Here is a 23,174-nt window from a genome sequence, read left to right on the forward strand (position 1 = left end):
TGGGAATTTCATTTCGCTGCGAGCTCATATTCTCTTTAATTACTTTACTTGTTTTTTTTTTTATTGCTATTTATTTGGTGATTTTATTGAATATTAAAGTATTGGATACTACTTTAAGAGATGGAGAACAAACTCCTGGTGTTTCACTAACTTCTTCTGAAAAATTAAGAATTGCAACTAAGTTGGAAGAGATTGGTGTAGATTATATTGAAGCTGGTTCTGCTATTACTTCAAGTGGAGAAAGAGATTCTATTAAAGAAATTACTAAACAAGGATTTGATACTGAGATTCTTAGTTTCTCAAGACCTTTGAACATTGACATTGATTTTTGTTTAGAGTGTGATGTCGACGCTGTTAATTTGGTTGTTCCAACTTCTGATTTGCATATTTTTGATAAATTAAATACTACTAAAGATCAACTTTTAGAAATGTCAAATGCCGCTGTTGAATATTGTAAAGATCATGGTTTAATTGTGGAATTATCTGCTGAGGATGCTTCTAGAACTGATATTGACTTTTTGAAAACTGTTTTTAAAAGCGCTATTGATGTTGGTGCAGATAGGGTTTGTGTATGTGATACTGTTGGTATTTTTACTCCAGAAACTTCTTATAATATGTTTAATAGCTTAAGGGAGATTGAAGTTCCTATTAGTTGTCATTGTCATAATGATTTTGGTCTTGCTGTTGCCAATACTTTAGCTGCAATTAAGGGTGGTGCTTGCGAGTTTCATTCTACTGTTAACGGTATTGGTGAGCGTGCAGGCAATACTTCCTTTGAGGAAACCGTTGTTAGTATTAATAGATTGCTTCCTGATTATGACACCAATGTTGACATTAGTCAAATTTATAATATTTCCAAGTTGGTTGCTAGGTTAACTGGTGTTTATATTCAGCCTAATAAGGCCATTGTTGGTGAGAATGCATTTGCTCATGAATCAGGAATTCATTCTGATGGTATTATTAAAAACGCTTCAACATATGAGCCTATGACTCCTGAACTTGTTGGAAGGTCTCGTAAATTTGTCATCGGAAAACATATGGGCACTCATGGTCTTGATAATAGGTTAAAGGAAATTGGTTTGTCTGTTAATAAGGTTCAACTTCAACAGATTTGTGATAATATTAAGGTTTTGGCTGACAAAGGAAAAACCGTTACCGATGTTGATTTGCAGGCTATCGCTGACGACGTTTTAAATGTTAATTTTGAGGATAGAATCAAGCTTAAAGAGGTTACTATTGTTTCAGGAAATACTGTTATGCCTACAGCTTCTGTCAAATTAACTATTGATGATGTTGAAGTTTTGGAAGCGGGTGTTGGTATTGGTCCTGTTGATGCTGCCATTAATGCGGTCAAGAAATCCATTGCTGAATTTGATGATATTGAATTGGTTGAATATCACGTAGATGCTATTACTGGCGGTACAGATGCTTTAATTGACGTTATAGTTAAGCTTCAAAAAGAGGATAAAATTATTTCTGCCAGGGGTACTGAGCCTGATATTATCAATGCTAGTGTTAAAGCTTATATTGCTGGTGTCAATAGACTTATTGAAATGTAGGTGTTTGTGTTGGTTATTGACGATTTTGATGTAAGGATTTTGGGTTTTACTGGTGTTGTGGATTCTGTTGATGATTTGTTATCTGATCTTGATGGTTTGTCTGGCAATGATGATTCTGTTGTTCAATTGCTGGATGCTGATGGGATCGCTGGTAAGAAACATGTTTTGCATGCCGTTAATCAATCTATTTTAGCCTTTGATCGTGGCGATAATTTTGCTAACGATTTGGGGGTTGAGGTCTGTTTAAGATGTTCTGCTCAAAGGCAGATTTCAAAAGCTTTCAGGCTACTTGGTTTAAAAAAAGGTAAAATGAACTTATGCGCAATATTGATTAATGGAAATAATAAAATTATTGATTATTTAAATGATAAGTTCGAAAGGAATGACGATGTTTTATTGCCTGTTAGTAGTAATTTAATAAATATATTTGATTTAATGCCTGAAGAATGTAACTCTTATGCATATGAAGATATTGTTATTGATAGAATTTCAAAACTTGCAGTTGATTATTGATTTTTAAATTTCTCAACCTTTTCTATAATCAAATCTAATTTTTCTTTTGTAAGGCAGCAGTAGTCAAGATTTTTAATTTCAATTGCCACTGCCTTTTCTTTTACTCTATTGTAGTTTGGGCATTTTGTTATGAATCCACTTTTATTTATCTCAAGTTCATGTTTCAGATTCCATGACAAATCCTTCGGTTTTTGATCTTTAATTATTACATTAAGGCCTCTTTTATCTTGATGGATTACATTGTCTAAGTTGTTTTTTAAATAGGAACATGCATTTATTGTATTCTCTAATTTTTTTTCAATATTATCCAACTCTACATCTATACCACTTAAAATAATTTCATTAGGTTTTACTATTTTTTGTTGGATCTTTGTATTTTCAAAAATTTCCCTATTGTTTGTTGAAATTATTCCACCACTTCCAGCATTTATTATTTTCGGAGAACCTGTTGAGGTTAGGATTATATCTGAATATTCTCCATTTCCCAATCTTTTCTTCCTATCTCCGATTCCTGCTGACGCGTCTTCAATTATTGTAATGCTCTTTTCTTTGCACGCTTCGGAAATTTCCTTCAAATTCTGCTCACCACTATAACCTGCAAAACTAGTCAATATCAATGAAGAATTGTTTTCAAGTTCTTCAATGTCTTCAGAATCTATTATTCCCTGTTCCGTTTTCAAGATAGTTATGTTTTTATTCAAAAGATTTGCAACTTGTTTAAATCCGTTCCATGCTCCCTGGTCAGGAATTATTATATTCTCTCCCACGCCTGACAATGCAATAAAAATGCTGGCATTTCCGCTGTTAGTCACTCTTACATTTTCATGACCAGTATGGCCTTTGATTTTTGAAACTATTGATTCCTCATAATTCTTTGAAGCTCCATTCAAAGCTACGTCAGCCATGGTTTCTTTTGTTTTCAGTGAGGGTTCTTTAAATTTAAATGTCATGTTAATCATTTTTTAAAATAAGCGTCAAGGGTTGTCTGTTTTGTATGTAGCATTTCATTTAGCAACTTTCCAGCTTTCACATATCTGCTAATAGGCAATTTCAATTTGGATCCGCAATAAGCTAAAGATTCTTTTAAGGTTTCAAATTCTTTATATGGTAGTTGCATGGCTTCCTTGATATTTTCACGAACATTAAATACGCCCAATGGGACGTATCCTTCATATGCTTCTCTCAAAACAATCAAACCTGCTTGTTTTCTTTCACGTCTAAGAGCATCCAACACAGTCATCTTGCAGGTATAGAAACATCCTCCCACTGTTGAATATTCTTTTTTACCGCTGTTCTTTTCATAATCTGTAAATAGCAATTCTTCTTTTCCTAGAAGTTTAATGAACGCTTCATACCATTCATATTGCCATTCCGTTGGAGTTAAAATAATTGTATAATAATTCTTAAGACTTCCATACTCATAAACCCTATAAGTGTCAATTTGTTCAAATTTTCTCACTTCTTTTAAAAACTCATCTGCAAGTGTGGAATCGCATGCTGTAATTGACCATCTTGTAGGCACTAGCTTTCTCCTGTTTTTGCTTCCGATAGCTCCAACTGAAAATGCTTTTTGCATAGCTGAAAATGGAACGTCCTTGTCATGAAGTTTTGTAACTGCATCGGCAGCCTTCAAATCAGTATCATAAAACGTTTTTTCCAGTTGCTTGTCCCATCTAACAGCATCTATATCAAACTTTTCAATTGCTGCGCTAGGTCCGTGAGGCATGGAATCCTCACTGAGGACGGCACCTCTTGGCCTTTTTTTAAATTGTGCTTCACTGTCAATAGACTTTGACGCAAGGGATATGTCTTGAAGCTTTTCAACAAATGGATTTTCGAGGTCATCTATCTTGATCAACTGCTTTCCTCGAACTAGATTCATTCTGTAATTGATGATGTCGTCCTGTGTTTTGTTTTCACCTATCCATGATTCCGGCGAATCCATTATATATGTATCTCCGGTTTGATTAACCATCATAGGGCCTGCATATACTTTAGGGTAAGACCATCGGCCAATAAAAACGGATGGGGGTGTGCTTCCTTCCAGGTCTTTTCCAACTTTCACTGACTTCATTTGAATGTTTTCAGTTAACTTTTTAAGATATGCGTTTTTACTTGTAATCATTTTCAATCATTAATAAGTTTGTATAAAAAAAGAAGAAATAAAAAAGGGTTAAACAAATAATTGTTTGTCCATAAAAAATATTATGAACTCATTTAAGCGAATTCAATGGTGCTTGGTGGTTTATCTGAAATAGATAATGATACATGTGTAATTTCAGAAACTTCTGAGGTGATTCTCTGGGATATCTTTTTAATTACTTCCCATGGAAGTTCCGGAACATATGCAGTCATCGCATCCACTGATTTTACAATTCTGATTACGGCTAGATAACCGAAGTCACGTTGATCACCTTTAACTCCAGTTACTTTAGTGTCTGTTAAAACAGCAAAGTATTGCCATACTTCTTTATCTATGCCTGCCGCTTCAATTTCTTCTCTAACAATCTTGTCCGCTTTTCTTTCAATATCTAATTTTTCTTTGGTTAAAGGTCCAATAACTCTAACAGCAAGTCCCGGACCTGGGAAAGGTTGTCTGTGAACAACTTTGTCAGGTAAATCTAAAAGCAGTCCAACTTCTCTTACTTCATCTTTGTAAAGATCCCTAATTGGTTCTACAATCTCTAAAACCATTCCGCTTGGAAGTGCAACATTATGGTGGGATTTGATTTCTCCATCGGTTTCAATCCAATCTGGTGCAATGGTTCCTTGAACTAAGAATTTAGCATCGGTTTTGTCAGCCTCTCTTTCAAATACATCAATGAATGTTTTTCCAATGATTTTTCTTTTTTCTTCAGGATCATCCACTCCTTCAAGAGCAGTTAAAAACTCTTCTGAAGCATCAATGTAATTAAAGTTGAGTCTGTCTTGGAAAGTATTTGTTACTTCTTCAACTTCTCCTTCTCTTAAAAGTCCATGGTCCACAAATATTGCAATCAAATTATCTCCAATAGCTTCCTGAACAAGCACGGAACATACGGAACTATCTACTCCACCTGAAAGTGCAATAATAGCTTTTTCATCACCAATTTCATCTTTTATCTTTTGGATTGAATCTTCAATAAATTCTTCTGGATTAAGCATATTTATCCCTATTCCTCATCATCTTCTTTTACTTCTGGTTCATATTCTTCAATAATGGTTTTTATCATTGCTTCCAGTCCTTCATCATGACCCTCTTCAATTGCTTCCATTATATCATCATATTTAACATATTTTTCAAGTTTTACAGCTTTAGCACCAATACCGGCAAGTCTAAATCCATATTCGTCATCACCAATTGGGATGTTTACATATTTTCTTCTTAATCCCATCTTGTTTGCCATAGCTTTATTTTTCAAATCTTCAGCGTTATCAATCATTATTCGCACCTTTTTTTGCAGATGTCATAGAAATTTTCAAAAATAATAGAACCTTTAGGAGTATGATGAACTTCAGGATGGAATTGGATTCCGTAAACATCCTTAGTTTTATGTTTAAATGATTCCACATCACAAAGATTGGATTTTGCTAAAATTTCGAAATCTTCGGGAACTATTTTAACTTCATCTTTGTGGGAAGACCAGACTTCCATTTTTGGAGCTAATTCATTAAATAAGTTTTCATCATTTAGTATATCTAATTCAACTTTAGCATAACTTTCAGTTTCGGATGTTGAAACTTCTCCACCGTATGCTTTTGCTATTAATTGATGTCCAAGACAAATTCCAAGAATTGGTATGTCAAAATGTTTAATATATTCCTCACTATTTCCTGCACCTTCAAGTGATGGTCCACCACCTAAAATCAATCCGATTGGATTTTCGGCTTCAATTTCTTCTATACTTAAAGTGTTTGGAACGAGTTTGGATGGTATTTTAAGATATTGTAAGCTACGTTGAATTCTATGGTTGTATTGTCCTTTATTATTAATAACTAGAATTGTCATTTTATACTCCTTAGTTTATATATTAATAATATTAGTTTTTATTATTATATTAATTTTTGTTTGCTGGCTTTGAATGAAACCATACATTTTATATATAATATTGCATAAACTTTAAGTTGACTTTGGTATTTAAAAAGTATTTAAAATAAAAAGGAGGAGTTTTATGGAACTTATACAATTGGTTTATGTGATTATTGCAATATTAATAGCATATGTGTTATTACAAATATTCTTCTGGTTATTGCCGGTAATAGTTGTATTGCTTATAGCATTCTTTATTTATGTTTTCCTCATGGGAAGAAAAGAAGGTTATTAAATATTTTTTTTTTTAAAATAAAAAAAGGAATGGATATTATATTTCAATGTCCTTGTAGGCGGAAGTTGCAGCTATTGCACCTTCTCCACAAGCAACTATCCATTGTTTTAAACCACCACATACGTCCCCTGCGGAGTATATGTATTTTTTATTGGTTTTTTGCCATTTGTCTGTTATGATGTGGCCTGTTTCGTCAAGTTCAATTCCTAATTCTTCCGCTATTTTTGTATGTGGCTTGTAACCGATACTGATGAAAACTGCATCTGTAGGATATTCGCTTAGATCTCCAGTTACTGTATTTTCAAGAGTTACGCTTTCAACCACTTGCTGTCCGTTAATGGAGGTGACGGTTGAGTCCATAATTGTTTTTATTCCTTTTTCTTTAATCTTTTTCTGTAATATTTTCTGAGCTCTAAATTCATCTCTTCTATGAACTACAGTTACCTTACATCCAAGATTGCTTAAAAATAGGGCTTCTTGTAATGCTGTATTTCCTCCCCCTACCATTACAACCTCCTTATCTTGGAAGAATAATCCATCACATGTTGCACAGTAGCTTACTCCCAATCCTTTGTACTCCAATTCTCCAGGAACATTCAAATGCATATGTTCACTTCCAGTAGCGATTATGATTGTTTTTGCAAGATAGCTGGCTTTATCGGTCTGAACTTCAAAGTGGTATTCCCCATCTTCTATATCTAAAACTGTGTTTACACCTTCAAATTCATGAATTTCAACGTTTTTCTCACATTGTCCCTTCATTTTTTCTATTAATGCCAAACCGGATATAAGGTCAAAGCCAGGGTAATTTTCCATTTCAGGAACTTCACGACCTACTCCACCAATGAATCCCTTATCTAACATTAGTGTTTTTGTCCCTTGACGTCCAGCATATATTCCGGCAGTTAATCCTCCAGGCCCTGCTCCAATAATTATGATATCATATTGTTCCATTTTTTCCACCTTCTATTTTCAATTATTAATTAATTAATTATTTGTTTTTATATTTAATAGTTTGAAAAATTCTTAAAAATGAGAAAGTATTCTTAATTTCAAATCAATCTTCAAAAGAAAAAAAAGTAAAATTAAAGAAGTTTTTGGATTTCTTCTTTAACTATTTTATTTACAACGCTTCCGTCTGCTTTTCCTTTAAGCTGTTTCATACTCATTCCCATTAAAGGACCCATAGCTCCCATTTGGCGTTGCTCTACCATTGAAGCATTGTTAACTACAATTTCAGCAATAATTTCCTGTACCTTTTCTTCACTAAGCAAAGTTAGGTTATTGCTTTCTGCTAAAGCTTCAATTTCAGTTTCAGGTTCTTCCATAACTGCGATTGTTAGTTTTGTAATGCTATCTTTTGCAATTTTTTCATCTTTAAGCAATGTGAAAATGCCGATAAGATGCTCATCACTTAAAACATCAATTTCCGCTCCGTCCCTTTTAAGATCTTTTAAATCATATGCAAGCAGTGAAGCAACAGGAGTGGCATCTACATCAACAGCTTCCAAAATAGTTTCAAACCTGTCAGCTACAAGATTTTTAACAAGTTGTGTTGCCAAATCATCACTTAATGAGTACTCTTCAATTATACGAGCCTTTTTCTCATCAGGAAGTTCCGGAAGGTTGTTTTTAATTTCTTCAACCATTTCCTTATCTATTTTAAATGAAGGAATATCTGTTTCAAGATACATTCTATTTGCAGTAGGTAAAGGACGCATATATTCGGTATTGCCGTCATCTAATGATTTACGGGTTTCCTCAACAACACCTTCAAATCCAAGATTTGCCCTTCTTTTAACCTCTTCAAGAGCGGAAACCGCAATGTCGTTATCATGAGCTACAATGATAAATGAATCCTGTTCTCCAATGTTCAAATGTTCTGCTACAGCATCCACTTCCTCTTGGGTTATGCCATATGCCGGAAGTTCGTCACTGTGGAAAATACCTGAAACTCCACGTTTTTTGGCATAGCTTGCAATTTCAGTTCCAAATCTTCTTCCAGGTTGGACTTCCTTTCCTATTAATCCGTCAAATCCTTTTAAGACAACAGCCTTTATAGATTCTGCTGATTTTAAGATTTTGGAATCTGTATTTTCGAATAATTCATCCAAATCGTGAATTTCTTCTAAAACTTCGGCGTTTCTGGCATTAAGTTCTTTTTTAATTTCAATCAATGCCAATTGTCTTTGAACTTCATTCTTTACGATTTCACTCATCAGATCAAGGTTTTGAACACCCTTAATTTCCACACGTGCTCCTTCAGCGATTGAAATATTTAAATCCTGTCTGATTGTACCTAGACCACGCTTTACATTGGTGCTTCTTAAAACCTGACCTATCATATATGCAACTTCACGGACTTGATCCGGATGGTGCATAGAAGGATCGGTGGTGATTTCTGCAAGCGGAATTCCAAGTCTGTCAAGTCTAAACTCTGTAAATTCATCGGTGGTTTCTATTCTTCTTGCAGCATCCTCTTCAAGACCCAAACTTTCAATTGCAACTTTTCCGTATGGTGTATCAAGATATCCGTCAGTAGCCACTAGTCCTGTTCTTTGGAATCCACCAGTGTTACTTCCGTCAATTACCTGCTTTCTCATTGTATGGAATTCGTCAACCACATGCATGTTCATCAAAGAAGCAATAATGATGGAAATCTCCAATGCTTCTTCATTCAAGTCATGTGGCGGTTCATCATCTGTTTCCACAAGGCAGGTATGATAATCATAAGCTTCATATTTAAAATTAAGCTTTCTTAAAGACTCTTGAAGAGCAGCCCTGTCAATCTGACCCAATTCACTTTGTGTAGGTCTTAAATTCCTTAGAATCAACTCATCATATTCATCATCAGTAAGCTCGGTTTTACAAGGACAGAATAATTTATGAGCAGTATTTAATTGCTGATGAATTTCAAGTCCCATTTTAAGTCCTAATTTTTCCCAATCCATATTTTACAACTCCTTAATTCAAGAAATATTTGATTGAAGATTTTTCATTAAATTCTCCAGCAACATTTGTGTTGATGATTTCTTCAACTTCTTCTTTATTCTCTGTTTGCCCTAGTGCCCAGCATAATTTAACATAGGCTGTTTCAGGTGTCATGTCCCTTCCAGATATGACTCCAGCATCTATAATTTGACGTCCTGTACTGTAAACATTCATATTTACCCTACCATAAAGGCATTGTGATGTCATTATTACAGGAATATTTTCTTCATTTGCTCTTGCTAAACTGCCAATCAAATTATCAGGGACATGTCCAAGTCCAGTTCCTTCTATAACAAGACCTTTATATCCTTTATCAATATGATATTCGATAAATTCATTGGAAATTCCCGGGAAGCTTTTAATGAAACCAACCTTTTCCTCAATGGCACTGTTTACCTTTAGCTCTTTCTCATTTCTTTTTATGTAGTCATGATGAGGATTTATTTCAATAGAATCATTTTCTATTTTAGCTATAGGTTCATAGTTTATGCTTCTAAAGGTGTCTCTTCTGGAAGTATGCATTTTCCTGACTTTTGTTCCTTTATGTAGGTAAGTATAGGAATCGTTTAAGCTGCCATGCATACAAACACTAACTTCCGCCAAATCGGATTTTGCAGCTATTACAGAATCAATAAGGTTCATATGAGCATCGCTGGATGGCCTATCTGAACTTCTTTGAGCACCAGTAATGATGATTGGAACTGGAGTTTCAAGCATAAAACTGAGTGCCGCTGCAGTATAGTGGAGAGTGTCGGTACCATGTGCGATTACAACACCGTCGCTACCATCAGAGATGTCATTTGCTATTGATTCAGCAGCTTCAACCCAATATTTTGGCCTCATATTTTCACTTAAAATGTTATATAATGCTTTTACATTGTAGTTTGCATATTCTAAAAGTTCAGGATTCGCTCTTAGAAGATCTTCTGCGGTAAATGCGGGATGCACAGCACCTGTTTTATAATCAATAATTGATGAAACGGTACCTCCTGTGGATATGATTGAAATATCCATTTTCGATGGGTCCTTTTCAATTTCATTACCACTATAACCAATATTTGGCTTATCTCCAGTTTCTATTAACTCGACAGTTGTCCCTTCGATAGCCACACCAATATTATAACCGCTGGAAAGTTTTAGTACTAAATATCCGTCTTCACTATCTTCTGATCTGTCAAGCAAGATACCTTCATAAGAAATGTTCTCTTTATTAATTTTAATGGTATCTCCGATACTTATTCCATTATTATCTAAATAGTTCTTAGCTATTTCTTTATAAGTCATAAAATCACTTTAGGAATTATTTTTTAACCATTCTGCACCAGCTCTTAAAACATCAATATTCACATCAATCACTTTTGGCTTTGATGCAAACATTTGTTTTATGGCATTTTCATAGGATTCCTGGGATAAACTATTTTGAAGCTCCATTAAAACTCCGATAAGAGCGGTATTTGCAGTTCTAGCATTTCCATGTTCTTCAGCTATTTCTACAGAAGGAACGGCAATTATATTAACATCACGGTCTGTAGTGAATTCACCGATACGTGAATCGTAGATTATGGTTCCTCCTTCTTTAACGTCTTCAGCGAATTTTTCAAGAGAAGGTTTGTTTAAAGCTATTAGAATGTCCATTTCATCTACAACAGGAGTTCCAATGGTTGTTCCGGATATTACAATTGAACAATTTGAGCTTCCTCCTCTTTGTTCTGGACCGTAGCTAGGATACCATGAAACATGTTTGCCTTCACTACATGCGGCTTGTGCTATTGTAAGGCCAGCACTTAAAACTCCCTGACCTCCGAATCCGGTAATCTTAATTGAAAGAGGTTTCAAATCCGGTTCATCAACATATCCTGAATCGTCACTTCTGTCAACATTAAAGATTTCATCTAATTTTTCAATTGAAAAATCATTTTCAGGTCTGATGATAGGTTCGGCATCTCCGTAGTTGTTCCTGAAGTTTCCAAGAGGGAATTCCTTTTCCATCTGTTTTTCTATAAATTCCTGTGCACCTAATGCATTTTGTTTAAGGTTGGTTGGACAAGGTGCAAGGACTTCTACAAACGCATATCCCTTTTGTTCTTTTTGTATTGTTAATGCATTTTTAACAGCCACTTTTGCACGTTTGATTTTTTCTGGAGTAGCTAGGGAAACACGCTCGATGTAGACAGGAGCCTTTAATGTATTGATTAGTTCACACATGTGGATCGGATAGCCGGCATATGCAGGATCTCTTCCTTCCTGACAGGTGATTGTTTTTTCACCAACCAATGTGGTAGGAGCCATTTGTCCGCCTGTCATTCCATAAACGGTATTGTTTACAAAGAAAACAACGATTTTTTCTCCTCTATTGGCAGCCTGCAATGTTTCATTTAATCCTATTGATGCTAAGTCTCCATCTCCTTGATAGCTCATTACAATAGCATCATCTTCAGCTCTTGAAATTCCAGTAGCTACTGCAGGAGCTCTACCATGTGCGGTTTGAACGTTTCCACAGTTAAAATAGTAATATGCAAATACTGCACATCCTACTGGTGAAATCATAACGCATCTGTCTTGAATTTCAAGCTCATCCATTGCTTCTCCAATCAATTTGTGTAAAATACCATGCCCACATCCTGCACAATAATGGGTTGAGGTCTGATTTGTTTCTCCTTTTCTAGGATATGAGTCATAAAGTGAATCTGGATGTTTTAAAATTCTTAAATCTAAGTCTTTGTTGTTATTTGGTTCAAAACTTTTCTTACTCAATTTAACACATCCTTAATTAACTAAGCTTGGGTCTGGTATTGACGGTTCTTTAGCCTTTTTAGTTTCTTTTTTAGATATTTCTTCATCTTCAATGCCGCCCACTTCATAAATTTTAGCTAAAACGTCTTTTAATTCAAGAAGATTTCCACCCATTCTGCTTACGATATAAGTGTCTTCAGTTCTTTCAATCATACGTTGAACATCTTCTAGCAGTTGGCCTTCGCTCATTTCTACAGAGATTATGCTTACTCCTTTATCGCCCAATGCTTTGATTTCTTTTTCAGGGAATGGGAATAGTGTTATTGGTCTGAATAATCCTACTTTAAGGCCTTTTTCTCTTGCTTTATCTACTGCAGTTCTAGCTATTCTACTACTGATTCCATAAGAAACGAGGATAATGTCTGCATCTTCAGTCATGTATTCGTCAACTATAGCTTCATTTTCAGCTATTTCCGCATATTTTTCCATTAACTCGTAATTAAAATCTTCCAGTTGGTCAAAGTCAAGATAAATTGAAGTTACAAGATTTTCCATAGTTTCTTCGTTTCCACGAACAGCCCAACTGTTGTCTATTGTTGGTTCAATAGCTTCTTTTGGGAATTGTAACGGTTCAGCCATCTGTCCTAAGGTTCCATCTGCAAGAACTACAACGGGATTTCTATATTTGTCGGCCAATTCAAATGCCTTGATTGTTAAATCACACATTTCCTGAACGCCATTTGGAGCTAAAACAATATTTTTATAGTTTCCATGACCTCCTCCTTTGACAATCTGGTTATAATCAGCTTGTTCCGGTCCAATGTTTCCAAGGCCAGGTCCTGCTCTCATAATATCTACAATAACTGCAGGCAATTGTGCTCCAGCCAAATATGTAAATCCTTCCTGCATCAAACTAATTCCAGGTCCTGATGATGCGGTCATTACTCTATGTCCTGTAGCCGCTCCCCCATAGACCATGTTGATTGAAGCTTCTTCACTTTCGGCTTGTACAAAATTTCTGTTGGCTTTCGGGAAGTATTTTGATGCTTCATGAAGAACTTCACTTGCAGGAGTAATTGGATATCCAAAGAAACAGTCACAGCCAGCATACATAGCTCCAATAATAACTGCAGTATTTCCTTTTACCATTTGATTACTCATTTGTTCTGCCTCCTTACTTTTGATTTAATAAGTACGCTCATTGGATTGCTTTTTCTTTTAAAACTATGAATCTCCAGTGCAATCGGTTCAGGACAAGTATAGTAACAATCTCTACAACCTACACATCCTTCCCCTAGGTAATATGCATATTGGTATCCTGCATCGTTGAATTCGCTGCTTATGCCAATGCAGTTTTCTTTACAAGCTAAAACGCAACGTTGGCATCCCTTGCACTCTTCTTTAGATATTGCAGGATATGGATTTCCATTATTGTTTTGATTGGTCATTTTCTCTAATTTCCACTCTTCTTATTTTTCCACTAATTGTTTCTGGAATTTCATCTACAAAATCAACTATTCTTGGATACTTGTATGGAGCTGTTGTATGTTTTACATGGTTTTGAATGTCTTTCTTAAGCTCTTCTGATGGTTCATATCCAGGTTGGAGAATAATTGTTGCTTTTACGACCTGTCCTCTAATTTCATCAGGGAACGCAGTAATAGCACAGTTTAAAACAGCCTTATGTGACAATACGGCACTTTCTACTTCGTACGGTCCAATACGATAACCTGAACTTTTGATAATGTCATCGTTTCTTCCAACAAAGTGGATATATCCGTCTTCATCTTTCCATGCAGTATCTCCGCAGTGGTAGTATCCGTCATGCCATGCTGCAGCTTGTTTTTCAGGGTCTTTATAGTATTCTTTAAATAATCCTGGTTGTGGTCCTTCACTTAAATCTACACAGATTTCTCCTTCTTCCCCAATGTCCACTTCCTGATCGTTTTCATCAAGCAACTTAACTCTAAATAATGGGCTTGGCTTTCCAATAGAACCAAGTTTTGGTTCAATCCATTCATAGGTTCCGATAGCCAAGGTTGTTTCGGTCTGTCCAAATGCTTCGTGAATTCTTAAACCTGATGCCTCATAGAATTTGTTGGACACTTCAGGAGGTAATGGTTCTCCTGCAGTTGAAACGTGGGTTAAATTGGAGAAGTCATATCCGTCAATATTTCCTTTAATGAGGAATCTGTATATTGTTGGAGGAGCACAGAAGGTGTTTACTTTGTTTTCAATAACTTTTTCAAGAAGTTTGATTCCATCAAAACGGTCATAATCGTAAATAAACAAAGCGGTTCCTGCAATCCATTGGCCGTAGAAGTTACCCCAAACAGCTTTTCCCCATCCAGTATCTGAAGTGGTATGGTGAACTCCATCCTCCACTACTTTATGCCAGTATTTGGCGGTTGGTATATGGCCTAAGCCGTAGGTGTGCTTATGAGCTACCATTTTTGGAAGTCCGCTGGTTCCTGAAGTGAAATATATTAAAAATACGTCGTCAGCCATCGGTTTATCTTCGCCGGTTGGTCTTTCAAAGACGTCACTTTCTTCTTCAATTGCCTTGTTGAAGTTGGTCCATCCATCAAAATCTCTTTCAATTACAAGTTTTTTAAGATCATAATCTAGGTCCTGTTCTGCTTTTTCGTAATCTGGGATAAGGTCATCTTCTTCAACGGTTACAATCATTTTTACATTAGCCTTTTCCAATCTGAATGTAATGTCCTTGTGTTTTAACATGTGTGTTGCAGGAATAGCTATTGCCCCTATTTTATGCAATGCAATCATTGTAATCCAGAATTCATATCTGTTTTTCAAAGTGAGCATTACCTTATCTCCTTTTTTAATTCCCATTTTCTTAAAGAGATTAGCGGTTTTATTACTTAGTCTTTTCAAATCCTCAAAGGTAAATGTGTGTTTTTCGCCTTCATCATTTACCCAGATTAAAGCTCTTTTTTCAGGGTCTATTTCTGCATACTTGTCGATTACATCAAATCCGAAGTTGTAATCGTCGCCGTATTTTAATTTAAAGTTTTCATAGAAATCTTCATATGAGTTGAAATCCACTCTTTCAACAAAATCACTAATTAAGCTTGTCATTTATCATCCCTCTACATTATCATTGCTAAAAATTTAGCCTTTTGGCCGTTAAGTGCGGACATCGCATGTCTGTGACTTGCATCAAATATTACAGAGTCCCCTTCATTGAGGATAATTTCATTGTTGTGTATGTACAATTTCATTGATCCTTCAAGGATGTAATTGAATTCTTGTCCGGCATGTGTGTTTAATGAAGGCACTGAATCTTCTTCAGGATCCACAGTAACAATAAACATTTCTGCCTTTTTATTCTTGAATTTGTCACATAAATTTTCATAAGCATATTCTTTTCTTCTAGATATGGTTATTCCTTTATCTGCACGAGTTACATCGAAAATGCTCATTCTAGTTTCTTCACCAGTTAAAAGTAAACCTAAATCTACTTGGAATTTATTTGCAAGTTCGTAAACAAAACTTGCAGGAATATCAACTTCGCCAGTTTCATATTTTTCATAAAGCTCTTCATCAATATTCATTTCTTCTGCAAAGTCAGAAATTGTAATATCAGAAAGTTCTCTAAGTTCTTTTATTCTATTTCCAATATCTTTGTTGTATTCATTCAAAATAAACACCTTAAAAAAAATTATAAAATAATAATAAATGTAAAATGTTATTTTTATAACATATTATAAATTTTAATTTTCTATTTATATAAACCTTATGACAAATCGTGATAATTATGCATGTTCCATCAAATGATTTGATTATTTTAAATGGGGTAAAATTTAATAGTTTATATACTAGAATAATTAATATTGAATTTGATACTTAAAGGAGGTTGAAAAATGTCAGATATTGATAATGTTGTAATATTTAAAAAGCAATTAGGTTTAAATTTAGAGGTCGAAGATCGTTTTGTAGGACTTAAAATGAAAGAAAACAAGATAATGGCTTTTAATTTTATCGGTCCTGAAAAACTTAAGGATGAAGTTGAAAACTACTTCTCCAAATTCAAAATGCAAGAACCAATCAAAGTGGATATAGGCAATACCGGTGACATTAACTGTTATTTCAAAGGAGTATCTCCAGTAACAGAACATACAATTGACGATATTCCAGTATACAACTTCACAGTATATTTGCAAGAACTTGAAAAAACACCAATTCCTGGTGAAGAAGAAGCTTGTGAAACCTGCTCTGGATGCGGATTCCACTAAAAGTTTTGAAAACTAATTTTTAGTTTTCTTTTTTTTTATTTTTTACAATTGTGTTTTAAACCAATTTATTGTTTCTACTAATTGGTCCTCAAAATCATCAGAATTTACTTTATAGCCAATATTTTTCATGTTTTCAACATTTGCCAGTGAGTGTTTTATGTCTCCTTGTCTTTCTGGAAGATATTCAGGTTCAATCTTGCTGCCTAACGTTTTCTTTATGATTTCATATAGTTTATTGATGGATAACTTTTCCCCTGAAGCTACATTTACAACTCCATTGTAGTCAGACTCTGCCGCCTTTATATTTGCATTTACAATATCTTTAACAAATACGAAATCTCTGGTTTGCTCTCCATCCCCATAGATTACTGGCTGTTCCCCTTCAAGAAGGGCACTTATAAAATTAGGGATTACTGAAGCGTATTGTGAATTCTTATCTTGTTTCGGGCCGAAAACATTAAAATATCTTAAAGCCACTGCATTCAAACCGTATGATTCTGTAAAACTTTTGAGATACAGTTCTCCGCTTGCCTTTGACGCTGCATAAGGTGAAGTTGGCATCAATGGCTCTGTTTCTTTTAGAGGCATGTTTGTATTTTCGCCATAGACTGCTGCTGAAGATGAGAAAACAACTTTTTCAACACCTGCATCTTTAGCGGCTGTTAATAATTTTATGGTGGCTGTTATGTTGTTCTCATTACATTCAATAGGTTTGTCTACGCTTAATGGAACGCTGGCCATAGCTGCAAGGTGGAAAACATAGTCTTTGTCTTTTAAAATTTCATTCAAATCTAATTCATTTAAATCTCCAATTATGATTTCTAAGTTTTCATGATTGGGATTTGAAAGATTTTCCATTTTTCCAGTGGATTTATTGTCAATTATTGTAACTTCATTTTCATCAATTAACTCATCTACAATGTGTGAACCTATAAATCCAAGCCCACCGGTTACTACAACTTTTTTATTTTCCATAATACCACTATAAAATTAGTTTAATTATATAATAATATGAAGTAATAATATTTATATATTTTTAAGGCCTAATTTAAATATCAAGGAGGAGTCTTAATATATGTTTAATTTAATTTTTGAGAGTTTCAATTCTGTTATTTTTACAGGAACATCTAATGGGATTTATACAGTTTTAGGCTCATCAAATTTAATAATTGATTATTTAATTGTTATTGCTGTATCAATTATTGTAGCTTTATTACTTAGACTTCCATTGCTTCCTGATAAACCTTACAGATATTCGTTTAATGTAAGTGCATTATATCCGACTCCAATTATAGCTGTAGGTATTTTATCTTTCTTTTTCATTTTGAACTATTCATTCTGGTCTGAAGGAAAAATCCTTGCTTTAATTATTGGTATTTGCTCTGCATTGTTTGTAAAATATTTATTTTTTTACATATTTCCAAAACCTCCAGCTGAACAACTAGAGGGGGCTGGAAAATGAATACTATTATTGGAATTATAATTGCGGCAGTTATTAGCTGGCTAAATTTTGTCATAATTGATACTTATTTCGGTCTTCCTGAACAACCTGGTGTTAAAGGGGCTGAAAATATTGGGGAATCAATTAGTGAGAGAGATGGAGATATTGCAGGTGGATTTTTCCAAGGAAACATTCTTTGTTCTCCTGATGCATCTGCTGGAACTTTGATTGCAACTATTGGTTATATGCTTATGGGGATTCCTGGAGGGTTATTTGCAGCATTAATTATTTTCATTGGAAATAGGTTATGCGCCGATCCAGGTTATGCTGGTACTTTAGGATCATTTACAATTACTATTATCTTATATTTGACTTCATTTGTGGGTTTAACACCTGAAATGTTCATTACAGGAATGATAATAGCTATTTTAACTATTCAAGGAATTGATCAGGTTGCTGCTTCCAAACTATTGGGAAAAATTGCAGAAAGGTTTAATAGGCATGCTGAAGAGTGATTAAAATGTATGAAGAGATTATCGGAGTAATTATTATATTCGTTGCTTTAAGGGCACTAATTACAAAAAATAAGGCTGAACGATTGCTATATATAAACGTGATTGGTTTTGGTGTGTCTGCTCTTATTGCATTGGTTATTGCTACACCTTTTGCTCTTATTGTTGCGGCGGCATTTTTCATTTGTTCTACTATTAGTGCAAATGCAATTGCATATTGCTTAAAAAGATTGGATAACGAGGTATTATTGGATTAGTAGGGGATTATAATGGAAAATATGGTCGTAACAATTATTGCAATAGCTTTAATGTTAATAGGTTCATTCGGTATCATATTATTGAAAAAACCTTTTGATAAGGTCATAATGTTTTCAATCCTTGATGCTGGATTTGTTTTAGCTGTTGTTCTATTCAAATATTTGGATGTGGCGTTGTTTATTGCAATAGCCGATCCAATTGCAACTATTGTATATTTGGTGTCTATTGTTAAAATTAAAGAGATAAGGACTAAGAAAGTTGAAAGTGGTGAGATACATGATTGATGTTCAATTATTCTTTTATTTTGGTATCTTTTTAGTTATTGTAGGAAGTTTAGCTACAGCATGGGGTCCTGGTGTTAACGATCCTGTTGTAAGGGTATTCAATGCAGAGGTTGCATCAATAGGTGTTTCACTGATCTTATTGTCATATAATCATATGCTGGCACTTTTTACTCTTGTAGCTGCAAGTGTGGCAATGTCTTTGATCTTATTTAGGGCTATTATTCGTCTCGAGGAAATGGGGGCTGATTTATGAGAATTTCAAGGTTATGGAATAAACTTGCCGACCCTAAAAACATTCCTAGATTGTTTGCTTTTGCATTGGGTGTTATTTTGATAGTTGGTTTTGTTGTTCCAATGGATTTAAACGTTGATCAGATTTATGTAAGGTCAGCTCCTCAAGTTCAAGTTGACGAAGGGTTAGCTATTGCACCTTATGATAGGGGTGGTGAAGTTTTAAAAGAACCTGGTATATCCATGGCTCAATATCCTGAAAATGCGCCGGAATTAGGGATGATTAACTCTTATATGACTCCTTTAGCACTTTGGGTTTCATCTATTTCACCGTATTTCGGGACAACAATCTACTCCTCTCCAGGTGGTTTGATAGATGAGATTTTGTATTATACAAGAGGTTTTGATACAATTTTGGAATCCTCCATTTTGATGATGGCGTTCATTGTAGCTTCCTGGCTGGCTGTAAATTACACTATGGATAGGAAAAATCAAAAGGAAGAAATTCATAGGGACGTTAAAAAAGCTATTGCCGATTCAAGCAGAGTAGCTAGTGAAGTTAGAGTTAACGATATTAAGGCTCGTAATAAACAAAATAGGAGGGAGAGATAATGATTTTAGTACCTGCCCATGTTCCTGAGGTATTTGTCACAATGTATCTTCCTTCAATTTATGCAGCATTGATTGTAGGATTTATAGCTACAATGGCGATTGCTTTAAAAAGGGAAGAAATTCATATATTGATTCTTACTGATCTTGTAGGTTTTGCAATGATGATTGTGGTGTCTGCTGTCGGAACCGACCTTGCGGAATCCTTGATTTTACCGGGATTGGTAGTTGAATTGGCTGAAATCATGGCAATTTCTGAAATTTTACTTTCAAGGGAAATGCATAAAATTGAAGCCAATCCTCATAAGAAGCTTAAAAAGTCAGATTCATTATTCCCAGTGCCGTTTGACTTCGATTTAGAAATAATGCATACTGCACCTAATTTCATAGCTTTAATTTTAATAGCTTATGGTATATTCTTAACAGGATTTACTGGTGGGGCAGTTGCTGGTGCCGGAATGACTTTCTATGCATTGTCCAAAAAAGCAAGAGGTCTTCCAATTGTAACAATAGACGGTCTTAGTGGAATTTCTGGAATTTCCTGGTGTTTGTGGATTATTGGATTTGCAGTTTTCTTCTTGGCTCCAAGTTATTGGTTGATTGCATTATTGCTTGCAGCATGTGGTTTATTCTTGAAAGTAGCTTCAAAAGTAGGTTTGATTGGAGTGCTTATGAACGAGGATATTGATAGGAAATAATTGAGAGGTTTTTAACATGGATATTACAACACTTGGTGGAAATTTACTTGGAACTATTCCTTTTGGTGATATAGTATTGTATGTAACACCTTTCAATTTGCTTTTATTTGCAATATTGTTGGCATTTACAATATTGATTGCTATTAGTAATACAGAAACTCAAGTAGAGGCTACATTCGGTTCTCTTAAAAATACTGATGTGGCTGTTGGTAAAAAAGAATTTAAACAAAGAAGATTTTTATCTGTAATTTGTGGTATTGCTTCTGCAGGGGCAATGATTACTGGAGACCTATTTAACTTTACTTTGTTCATGGCTTTGATAGGTATTTTAAATATAGGTATTGTATCTGCAGTAAGACAGGTTAGTGTTCTTAACTCAGCATTCAATTATGGTTTGATAGCTATGATGTGTAGTTTGCCATTGTTTGGTGGTGCGGCCATTATTTTAGCTTCAACAGGAACATTAAGTTTATTTGCTTTATCTCAAATTCATGCAACACCTATGGTAACATTCGGTGCGGTTTTAATGTTATTGGGTGTTTTAGGAGAAAGTGGTGTGGCACCGTTCTTTGCATCAAAAGCTGAAATGTTTAGGACTGCAGGATCACCATTTTTAGTAATTATACATTTAAGCTCATTGTTTATTATTATAAGGGCTATTGAGATTTTATTGTTGGTTTTGTTATGAGGTAATAATTATGATTAGTCAGAAAACAATTTCTAGTATATTGTTAATCTTATCCACATTAGCTATTCTATATGCTTTAATATTTCCAATTTCAGTTTGGATGGTTTATGCTATAGCTATTATTTGCATTCCTTTATGGATTTTGTGTTTGGGATTAGTTACAATGGCAAAACCAAGAAAAGGCGATAAAGAGGGAAGGGTCAAAGAACCGTTTACAGGATATTAGTGATATTATGTATTTAATGGCGGAAATTTTAATTAATGTAATCATAGCATTTCTTGGAGGAAGTCTTTTATTGGGATTACATAGGAAAATCATGGCTCGTGTTCAAAGAAGGCCTGGACCTCCAATCATTCAAAATTTATTGCACTCTTTGAAGTTTTTCTTTAAAGAAACAGACACTCCGAAAACAGCGGCCATGCCATTCTATATGGGGATCATATTCATATTGGCTGTTGTATGGGTTATTGGGGTTATTGCAGGGCCAGTAACTGAAAATTCACTTTTGATTCTATTTGGTGTTTATGCGGTTTATAAAATTGTAGAGCATAATGCAGGATCAAGTTCAGGTTCTCCTTACGGTAAAATGAGTTGTGTAAGGGCTGTTTTGTCAGCAGCAACCGAGCTTCCTTTATTTGGAGCTATCGTTCTAGTTTATGCTAAAACAGGCACAATGAACATTGCAAAGATTATTGGCTATCAGTCTGTTCATGGGCCATTGGTAGCAGTAATACCTCTTGCTGCATTAATGTTTTTCACTTTATTGTTAACAAAGTCACCTTATTCTCCTTTTGCCATTACTAAAGGGAAAGATTTGGTTACTGGGTATGAAACAGAACATTTTGGTGTATTGAGAGGATTTTTAATGTTTTCAGAATCTGTTGCATGGTTTGTTTTGTGCTGGTTGTTCTTAACCGTATTCTTCGGACCGATTTCAATATTGTGGTTGGTTGTTGGTTTGGTTTTAATTTCAGTCATTACTGGATTTATAAATGCTACAACTCCTATGTTAAGTCCGAATCATGCTGTGATGGCTCAGATTACAATTTGTTTCGTGTGTTTTGTTGGAACAATTATAATGATGATTATATAAGGTGATGGTGAAGATGAATAAAGATAATGCAATTGTATATTTCTGTTCCTTGGTTGCTTTGGGAATCATTTTTATTGGATTTACAGTAAGCTATTTCCAAAGAATGGTGGCCCTTCCTATAATGGCAATTGGAATAATTTTATTTGCTTTAGTGATGGTTGTAAACAGGGGACATTGGGCACATCATCTTGAGAATTTGGAGAAAGTATTTTTCTTTATTACAATAGCGGTAATTTGCATATTGTTTATAATGCATTTTAAACCATTCTAAGGAGATTATTGGATGATTGATTATTTGATTTACTTATTAACATTTGTCATAGGTTCCATTGCTGGACTGTTATGGAGTTATAAGATTCATTCAGAACCTTATGTTATTATGGGTATTGATACAAAATCACTTGTTGTTGCTGTAATAGGTTGGATTTTGGTTCTTAATGCTTATTTCTCATGGATATTGTTGGCTATCGGATTCTTCTTAGTAGGTTTCGTACTTTGTGAAAGGCCAGGATATGGTAGAAAAGAAACAGTGATTGGAATTGTGGTTGGAGGAGTGATTTATTTAATATGTCACTTAATTCTAATGGTGTGATTAATATGAATGATGAAGAACGTTTGATATTAATGAAACAAAGAATTATTCAAAGTTTCAGATGGCATAAAGATATAATTGTTCCAATAGCGGATGAATTTGGAATAACTGAAGAGGAAATGGCAGATATCTTTATGAATGCCTTGGATATGTCTTCTCTTGAATCACTGCATTCAACATTGGATTCTGCTGAATATATTGCTCTTAAAGGACAGATTTATATTGATTTAAGATTATGTTGGTTATCCAGAACTTTGGAATTAGTTACACCTGAACAAGCGGAGGATATTCAGATAAGATTGGCCGATGCTGTTTATGATCATGGAAAACCTTATGAAGATGCATTGGAAGAAGGTAGAGCAGAAATTTTGGAAATCTTAAGAAATACTAGTATTAAAGAGGAGTGAATAC

At 34.5% G+C, this 23,174-nt stretch carries 31 protein-coding genes; 17 read left to right on the forward strand and 14 right to left on the reverse strand.

Going from position 1 to position 23,174, the window contains the following annotated elements:
• Positions 1-86: 86 nt before the first annotated feature.
• Positions 87-1,559: a (R)-citramalate synthase gene (locus Q4P18_RS05565; RefSeq protein ID WP_303336597.1), complete on the forward strand. Its 1,473-nt coding sequence runs from the start codon at positions 87-89 to the stop codon at positions 1,557-1,559.
• Positions 1,560-1,568: 9 nt separating this feature from the next.
• Positions 1,569-2,072, forward strand: a complete 504-nt coding sequence (gene cgi121, locus Q4P18_RS05570) for a KEOPS complex subunit Cgi121 (protein WP_303336598.1) — start codon at positions 1,569-1,571, stop codon at positions 2,070-2,072.
• Here cgi121 and Q4P18_RS05575 read toward each other — a convergent pair.
• The 5 genes from Q4P18_RS05575 to Q4P18_RS05595 all read right to left on the reverse strand — a co-directional run bounded on the left by Q4P18_RS05575 (position 2,066) and on the right by Q4P18_RS05595 (position 6,060).
• Entirely contained in the window at positions 2,066-3,022 is a 957-nt protein-coding gene (locus tag Q4P18_RS05575; RefSeq protein WP_303336599.1) for a DegT/DnrJ/EryC1/StrS family aminotransferase, read from the reverse strand. The genes cgi121 and Q4P18_RS05575 overlap by 7 nt on opposite strands.
• A gap of 5 nt (positions 3,023-3,027) precedes the next feature.
• A complete protein-coding gene (locus tag Q4P18_RS05580; protein WP_303336600.1) occupies positions 3,028-4,197 on the reverse strand; it encodes a hypothetical protein in 1,170 nt (389 codons plus the stop codon).
• 92 nt (positions 4,198-4,289) lie between these two features.
• A complete protein-coding gene (gene guaA / locus Q4P18_RS05585) occupies positions 4,290-5,216 on the reverse strand; it encodes a glutamine-hydrolyzing GMP synthase (RefSeq protein ID WP_303336601.1) in 927 nt (308 codons plus the stop codon).
• Positions 5,217-5,224: 8 nt separating this feature from the next.
• Positions 5,225-5,494 (reverse strand): hypothetical protein, encoded by a 270-nt coding sequence (locus Q4P18_RS05590; protein ID WP_303336602.1) that lies wholly within the window; start codon positions 5,492-5,494, stop codon positions 5,225-5,227.
• Positions 5,494-6,060: a GMP synthase subunit A gene (locus Q4P18_RS05595; protein ID WP_303336603.1), complete on the reverse strand. Its 567-nt coding sequence runs from the start codon at positions 6,058-6,060 to the stop codon at positions 5,494-5,496. Before Q4P18_RS05595 ends, Q4P18_RS05590 begins: the two co-directional genes overlap by 1 nt.
• 163 nt (positions 6,061-6,223) lie before the next feature.
• Here Q4P18_RS05595 and Q4P18_RS05600 point away from each other — a divergent pair, with 163 nt between their 5' ends.
• Positions 6,224-6,376 carry a hypothetical protein gene (locus tag Q4P18_RS05600; RefSeq protein WP_303336604.1) on the forward strand — a complete coding sequence of 51 codons (153 nt, stop codon included), beginning with the start codon at positions 6,224-6,226 and terminating at the stop codon, positions 6,374-6,376.
• A 36-nt stretch (positions 6,377-6,412) separates the two neighbouring features.
• On the opposite strand, the gene Q4P18_RS05605 is transcribed toward Q4P18_RS05600, so the two are convergent.
• The 8 genes from Q4P18_RS05605 to Q4P18_RS05640 all read right to left on the reverse strand — a co-directional run bounded on the left by Q4P18_RS05605 (position 6,413) and on the right by Q4P18_RS05640 (position 15,771).
• Positions 6,413-7,330 (reverse strand): NAD(P)/FAD-dependent oxidoreductase, encoded by a 918-nt coding sequence (locus Q4P18_RS05605; protein ID WP_303336605.1) that lies wholly within the window; start codon positions 7,328-7,330, stop codon positions 6,413-6,415.
• A 131-nt stretch (positions 7,331-7,461) separates the two neighbouring features.
• Positions 7,462-9,327: a Glu-tRNA(Gln) amidotransferase subunit GatE gene (gene gatE / locus Q4P18_RS05610; protein WP_303336606.1), complete on the reverse strand. Its 1,866-nt coding sequence runs from the start codon at positions 9,325-9,327 to the stop codon at positions 7,462-7,464.
• A 13-nt stretch (positions 9,328-9,340) separates the two neighbouring features.
• The gene (gene gatD, locus Q4P18_RS05615; RefSeq protein WP_303336607.1) at positions 9,341-10,651 is read right to left on the reverse strand and encodes a Glu-tRNA(Gln) amidotransferase subunit GatD; all 1,311 of its coding nucleotides are present in this window, start codon (positions 10,649-10,651) and stop codon (positions 9,341-9,343) included.
• Positions 10,652-10,660: 9 nt separating this feature from the next.
• Complete coding sequence (locus Q4P18_RS05620) at positions 10,661-12,121, reverse strand: 2-oxoacid:acceptor oxidoreductase family protein (RefSeq protein WP_303336608.1); 1,461 nt, start codon at positions 12,119-12,121, stop codon at positions 10,661-10,663.
• 12 nt (positions 12,122-12,133) lie between these two features.
• Entirely contained in the window at positions 12,134-13,261 is a 1,128-nt protein-coding gene (locus tag Q4P18_RS05625; RefSeq protein ID WP_303336610.1) for a 3-methyl-2-oxobutanoate dehydrogenase subunit VorB, read from the reverse strand.
• Positions 13,258-13,548 (reverse strand): ferredoxin family protein, encoded by a 291-nt coding sequence (locus tag Q4P18_RS05630; protein WP_303336612.1) that lies wholly within the window; start codon positions 13,546-13,548, stop codon positions 13,258-13,260. The genes Q4P18_RS05625 and Q4P18_RS05630 overlap by 4 nt, the downstream gene beginning before the upstream one ends.
• Entirely contained in the window at positions 13,529-15,199 is a 1,671-nt protein-coding gene (locus tag Q4P18_RS05635; protein ID WP_303336614.1) for an AMP-binding protein, read from the reverse strand. The genes Q4P18_RS05630 and Q4P18_RS05635 overlap by 20 nt, the downstream gene beginning before the upstream one ends.
• An 11-nt stretch (positions 15,200-15,210) precedes the next feature.
• Entirely contained in the window at positions 15,211-15,771 is a 561-nt protein-coding gene (locus tag Q4P18_RS05640; protein WP_303336617.1) for a helix-turn-helix domain-containing protein, read from the reverse strand.
• Positions 15,772-15,984: 213 nt separating this feature from the next.
• On the opposite strand from Q4P18_RS05640, the gene Q4P18_RS05645 reads away from it, so the two are divergent.
• A complete protein-coding gene (locus Q4P18_RS05645; RefSeq protein ID WP_303336620.1) occupies positions 15,985-16,356 on the forward strand; it encodes a hypothetical protein in 372 nt (123 codons plus the stop codon).
• Positions 16,357-16,398: 42 nt separating this feature from the next.
• Here Q4P18_RS05645 and Q4P18_RS05650 read toward each other — a convergent pair whose 3' ends face one another.
• Positions 16,399-17,331 (reverse strand): NAD-dependent epimerase/dehydratase family protein, encoded by a 933-nt coding sequence (locus Q4P18_RS05650; protein ID WP_303336622.1) that lies wholly within the window; start codon positions 17,329-17,331, stop codon positions 16,399-16,401.
• A gap of 100 nt (positions 17,332-17,431) precedes the next feature.
• On the opposite strand from Q4P18_RS05650, the gene ehaA reads away from it, so the two are divergent.
• From ehaA to Q4P18_RS05715, 13 genes are read left to right on the forward strand one after another with little or no spacing between them, the layout of a single operon-like run.
• Positions 17,432-17,818, forward strand: a complete 387-nt coding sequence (gene ehaA, locus Q4P18_RS05655) for an energy-converting NiFe hydrogenase A subunit EhaA (RefSeq protein ID WP_303336624.1) — start codon at positions 17,432-17,434, stop codon at positions 17,816-17,818.
• Positions 17,815-18,312 carry a hypothetical protein gene (locus Q4P18_RS05660; protein WP_303336626.1) on the forward strand — a complete coding sequence of 166 codons (498 nt, stop codon included), beginning with the start codon at positions 17,815-17,817 and terminating at the stop codon, positions 18,310-18,312. The genes ehaA and Q4P18_RS05660 overlap by 4 nt, the downstream gene beginning before the upstream one ends.
• A 5-nt stretch (positions 18,313-18,317) precedes the next feature.
• A complete protein-coding gene (locus Q4P18_RS05665) occupies positions 18,318-18,566 on the forward strand; it encodes a DUF2109 family protein (RefSeq protein ID WP_303336629.1) in 249 nt (82 codons plus the stop codon).
• 12 nt (positions 18,567-18,578) lie between these two features.
• On the forward strand, positions 18,579-18,851 hold the full coding sequence (locus tag Q4P18_RS05670; RefSeq protein ID WP_303336631.1) for an EhaD family protein: 273 nt from the start codon (positions 18,579-18,581) through the stop codon (positions 18,849-18,851).
• A complete protein-coding gene (locus Q4P18_RS05675) occupies positions 18,844-19,104 on the forward strand; it encodes an EhaE family protein (protein ID WP_303336633.1) in 261 nt (86 codons plus the stop codon). Before Q4P18_RS05670 ends, Q4P18_RS05675 begins: the two co-directional genes overlap by 8 nt.
• Entirely contained in the window at positions 19,101-19,694 is a 594-nt protein-coding gene (locus Q4P18_RS05680; protein WP_303336635.1) for an EhaF family protein, read from the forward strand. The genes Q4P18_RS05675 and Q4P18_RS05680 overlap by 4 nt, the downstream gene beginning before the upstream one ends.
• Entirely contained in the window at positions 19,694-20,389 is a 696-nt protein-coding gene (locus Q4P18_RS05685) for an EhaG family protein (protein WP_303336637.1), read from the forward strand. The genes Q4P18_RS05680 and Q4P18_RS05685 overlap by 1 nt, the downstream gene beginning before the upstream one ends.
• A 16-nt stretch (positions 20,390-20,405) precedes the next feature.
• Positions 20,406-21,077, forward strand: coding sequence for a hypothetical protein (locus Q4P18_RS05690; RefSeq protein ID WP_303336639.1), 672 nt, complete (start codon positions 20,406-20,408; stop codon positions 21,075-21,077).
• 10 nt (positions 21,078-21,087) lie between these two features.
• On the forward strand, positions 21,088-21,303 hold the full coding sequence (locus Q4P18_RS05695; RefSeq protein WP_303336641.1) for a DUF788 domain-containing protein: 216 nt from the start codon (positions 21,088-21,090) through the stop codon (positions 21,301-21,303).
• A 7-nt stretch (positions 21,304-21,310) separates the two neighbouring features.
• Positions 21,311-22,171, forward strand: a complete 861-nt coding sequence (locus Q4P18_RS05700) for a respiratory chain complex I subunit 1 family protein (protein ID WP_303336643.1) — start codon at positions 21,311-21,313, stop codon at positions 22,169-22,171.
• A 13-nt stretch (positions 22,172-22,184) separates the two neighbouring features.
• Entirely contained in the window at positions 22,185-22,442 is a 258-nt protein-coding gene (locus Q4P18_RS05705; RefSeq protein ID WP_303336645.1) for a hypothetical protein, read from the forward strand.
• A 12-nt stretch (positions 22,443-22,454) separates the two neighbouring features.
• The gene (locus tag Q4P18_RS05710) at positions 22,455-22,763 is read left to right on the forward strand and encodes an energy-converting hydrogenase subunit EhaL family protein (RefSeq protein WP_303336647.1); all 309 of its coding nucleotides are present in this window, start codon (positions 22,455-22,457) and stop codon (positions 22,761-22,763) included.
• A gap of 5 nt (positions 22,764-22,768) precedes the next feature.
• A complete protein-coding gene (locus Q4P18_RS05715; protein ID WP_303336649.1) occupies positions 22,769-23,170 on the forward strand; it encodes a DUF1959 family protein in 402 nt (133 codons plus the stop codon).
• Positions 23,171-23,174: the final 4 nt, after the last annotated feature.

This window comes from Methanobrevibacter sp. (assembly GCF_030539665.1).
Classification (GTDB): domain Archaea; phylum Methanobacteriota; class Methanobacteria; order Methanobacteriales; family Methanobacteriaceae; genus Methanocatella.

Bases quoted from the DNA above. Each gene is read 5' to 3' on its own strand.
- Q4P18_RS05670 (WP_303336631.1), top strand. From the start codon at position 18,579: ATGGAAAATATGGTCGTAACAATTATTGCAATAGCTTTAATGTTAATA.
- Q4P18_RS05665 (WP_303336629.1), top strand. From the start codon at position 18,318: ATGTATGAAGAGATTATCGGAGTAATTATTATATTCGTTGCTTTAAGG.
- Q4P18_RS05580 (WP_303336600.1), bottom strand. From the start codon at position 4,197: ATGATTACAAGTAAAAACGCATATCTTAAAAAGTTAACTGAAAACATT.
- Q4P18_RS05685 (WP_303336637.1), top strand. From the start codon at position 19,694: ATGATTTTAGTACCTGCCCATGTTCCTGAGGTATTTGTCACAATGTAT.
- Q4P18_RS05695 (WP_303336641.1), top strand. From the start codon at position 21,088: ATGATTAGTCAGAAAACAATTTCTAGTATATTGTTAATCTTATCCACA.
- Q4P18_RS05645 (WP_303336620.1), top strand. From the start codon at position 15,985: ATGTCAGATATTGATAATGTTGTAATATTTAAAAAGCAATTAGGTTTA.
- Q4P18_RS05590 (WP_303336602.1), bottom strand. From the start codon at position 5,494: ATGATTGATAACGCTGAAGATTTGAAAAATAAAGCTATGGCAAACAAG.
- ehaA (WP_303336624.1), top strand. From the start codon at position 17,432: ATGTTTAATTTAATTTTTGAGAGTTTCAATTCTGTTATTTTTACAGGA.
- Q4P18_RS05600 (WP_303336604.1), top strand. From the start codon at position 6,224: ATGGAACTTATACAATTGGTTTATGTGATTATTGCAATATTAATAGCA.
- Q4P18_RS05575 (WP_303336599.1), bottom strand. From the start codon at position 3,022: ATGACATTTAAATTTAAAGAACCCTCACTGAAAACAAAAGAAACCATG.
- Q4P18_RS05675 (WP_303336633.1), top strand. From the start codon at position 18,844: ATGATTGATGTTCAATTATTCTTTTATTTTGGTATCTTTTTAGTTATT.
- Q4P18_RS05630 (WP_303336612.1), bottom strand. From the start codon at position 13,548: ATGACCAATCAAAACAATAATGGAAATCCATATCCTGCAATATCTAAA.
- Q4P18_RS05700 (WP_303336643.1), top strand. From the start codon at position 21,311: ATGTATTTAATGGCGGAAATTTTAATTAATGTAATCATAGCATTTCTT.
- Q4P18_RS05625 (WP_303336610.1), bottom strand. From the start codon at position 13,261: ATGAGTAATCAAATGGTAAAAGGAAATACTGCAGTTATTATTGGAGCT.
- Q4P18_RS05690 (WP_303336639.1), top strand. From the start codon at position 20,406: ATGGATATTACAACACTTGGTGGAAATTTACTTGGAACTATTCCTTTT.
- Q4P18_RS05635 (WP_303336614.1), bottom strand. From the start codon at position 15,199: ATGACAAGCTTAATTAGTGATTTTGTTGAAAGAGTGGATTTCAACTCA.
- Q4P18_RS05680 (WP_303336635.1), top strand. From the start codon at position 19,101: ATGAGAATTTCAAGGTTATGGAATAAACTTGCCGACCCTAAAAACATT.
- Q4P18_RS05705 (WP_303336645.1), top strand. From the start codon at position 22,185: ATGAATAAAGATAATGCAATTGTATATTTCTGTTCCTTGGTTGCTTTG.
- guaA (WP_303336601.1), bottom strand. From the start codon at position 5,216: ATGCTTAATCCAGAAGAATTTATTGAAGATTCAATCCAAAAGATAAAA.
- Q4P18_RS05660 (WP_303336626.1), top strand. From the start codon at position 17,815: ATGAATACTATTATTGGAATTATAATTGCGGCAGTTATTAGCTGGCTA.
- Q4P18_RS05650 (WP_303336622.1), bottom strand. From the start codon at position 17,331: ATGGAAAATAAAAAAGTTGTAGTAACCGGTGGGCTTGGATTTATAGGT.
- Q4P18_RS05715 (WP_303336649.1), top strand. From the start codon at position 22,769: ATGAATGATGAAGAACGTTTGATATTAATGAAACAAAGAATTATTCAA.
- gatE (WP_303336606.1), bottom strand. From the start codon at position 9,327: ATGGATTGGGAAAAATTAGGACTTAAAATGGGACTTGAAATTCATCAG.
- gatD (WP_303336607.1), bottom strand. From the start codon at position 10,651: ATGACTTATAAAGAAATAGCTAAGAACTATTTAGATAATAATGGAATA.
- Q4P18_RS05710 (WP_303336647.1), top strand. From the start codon at position 22,455: ATGATTGATTATTTGATTTACTTATTAACATTTGTCATAGGTTCCATT.
- Q4P18_RS05605 (WP_303336605.1), bottom strand. From the start codon at position 7,330: ATGGAACAATATGATATCATAATTATTGGAGCAGGGCCTGGAGGATTA.
- Q4P18_RS05595 (WP_303336603.1), bottom strand. From the start codon at position 6,060: ATGACAATTCTAGTTATTAATAATAAAGGACAATACAACCATAGAATT.